This window comes from Agaribacter flavus, assembly GCF_042646125.1.
GTDB lineage: Bacteria > Pseudomonadota > Gammaproteobacteria > Enterobacterales > Alteromonadaceae > Glaciecola > Glaciecola flavus.
This window is the reverse complement of sequence record NZ_JBHRSW010000035.1, coordinates 1-1,588: the sequence shown is the minus strand read 5'-3', so window position 1 is coordinate 1,588 and position 1,588 is coordinate 1. Positions and strand designations below refer to the sequence as shown.

The window sequence follows — 1,588 nt, the reverse complement described above, 5'->3', positions numbered from 1 at the left end:
AGTTTAAAAAAAGCAACATCACATCCAATCAGTTTGAAATCCTGAAAGTGGGTGCGGAATGACAGATAATGCAATTGTAATTTCAAAAAACCTTATAGGCTCCAGCATAATCAACCCTAATTTTTAATTATTCGACAAATACGATAAACCTAAATATTGGCAGGTGAGCTCAGTTAACTCAAAAGTAAGCGTAACTAATATAGACTCTTGGACAGGACCCAGTTGTTTAAAGTATTCTTTAAAGGGGCACAATGAAGCAAAGGCATCTGTGACTCGAAGAATTGCTTGTAACTCTGGCCAATTAGTTATTGGCTCTGTTAAAATCAAATGGTTGAAGAGCACGCCAAGTGAAAAAGAGGTTCGTTTTACTAGCAAATTAAATTTTTTCGATCGAGCTGGCCTCAAATCAGATGAAATAAACGTCAAGTCAATCAATTTATCGGCGAGAGGCTCTCAGAGTATTCACAGAGACTGGATACATGTGCCGATTATCGCAAGCGCTGCTATTGGTTGCGCGTTCGTTGAAATAGAGTTAAGAGTTACAAAGACTAAGACTTTTACAGAGGGTGAAAAAGTCATACTACTAGATTCAATAATAGCCAACATTATGTAAATAGACGAAAAGTGTCTATTTTCTTTACAGACTATATTTTTTAATATCTAGAAAACCACTTAATACACTGTTATAAAAGCTTTTTTACACAATGGCACGATTATAGCAAACTCCATGTAGTTCACTAATCTTTGGAGAAGAAGAAAGATGTCTTTCAACATTTTTAAGAAAATATGTACCTCAGCGTTGTTGGTATGCGCAGCATTTAGTAGCAAAGCCGCCATAATTTCCGCTGATGCATTTATCTCTGGCAATACGTTTGATCAAGAGTTGGTAATTAATAATTCTTCGGACTCAGCAGCAATAACAAGTATAACTTGGGACTTGAGTTCTTTATCAGCTAATGGGATTTGTTTCGATACATTATCGGCAAGCTGCCACCCGTCTGGTGGTGCCGATTTTGTCGCGCTTACTGGAGCATTGACGACTGGGTTCTCGGTTGCGTTCGGGAGTTCAATAGCAAGCCCAACATTTTTGGACAAGCTAATACTTTCATTCACTAGTTTCAATGCAGGAGATGCATTTGGATTTAAAATCGACATTGATAACAATACAAACGGTTCTGTTTTCGGCAACGACCTAATTGGTTCAACGATGATTTTTGAATTTTCAGACGGTTCGTTTTTAAGTGGCGTTTTCGGGAATGTTGCATCAGATAATTTAGCCACAAGACTTTCTAGTCTTACATCAGCAGCTGAGGTTAATGCACCGCCTGTTTTCAGTTTCATTTCACTCTTTCTTGTAGGATTTTTTGCTAGAAAGGTTTTAAATAATTAAAAAAATCAGTGTCGGAAAAAGCGTCCTTGCTTTCGAATGGACGCTTTTTTTATGCCATTTGACTACTGCCGATATAAAATTAGCACTAATAGTGTTTCGGCGTTTGTTAACATAGTTGTCGTGTTTTTAAGCTACTTCTTTCTCTAGTTTTTGACCGTCATCGTCTGGGTTTAAATACACTTCCGTCACTGGCTCCCA

General features: G+C 37.5%; 2 protein-coding genes. One reads left to right on the top strand and one right to left on the bottom strand.

All coding sequences use genetic code 11. The features are described from left to right. Positions 1 to 268: 268 nt before the first annotated feature. Positions 269 to 613 (top strand): hypothetical protein, encoded by a 345-nt coding sequence (locus ACFOHL_RS14445; RefSeq protein WP_376920951.1) that lies wholly within the window; start codon positions 269 to 271, stop codon positions 611 to 613. Positions 614 to 876: 263 nt separating this feature from the next. On the opposite strand, the gene ACFOHL_RS14440 is transcribed toward ACFOHL_RS14445, so the two are convergent. Continuing rightward, positions 877 to 1,341, bottom strand: a complete 465-nt coding sequence (locus ACFOHL_RS14440; protein WP_376920950.1) for a hypothetical protein — start codon at positions 1,339 to 1,341, stop codon at positions 877 to 879. Between the last annotated feature and the right edge of the window lie 247 nt (positions 1,342 to 1,588).

Excerpts from the sequence above, each read along its gene's own strand:
- ACFOHL_RS14440 (WP_376920950.1), bottom strand. The coding sequence starts at position 1,341 with ATGAAACTGAAAACAGGCGGTGCATTAACCTCAGCTGCTGATGTAAGA.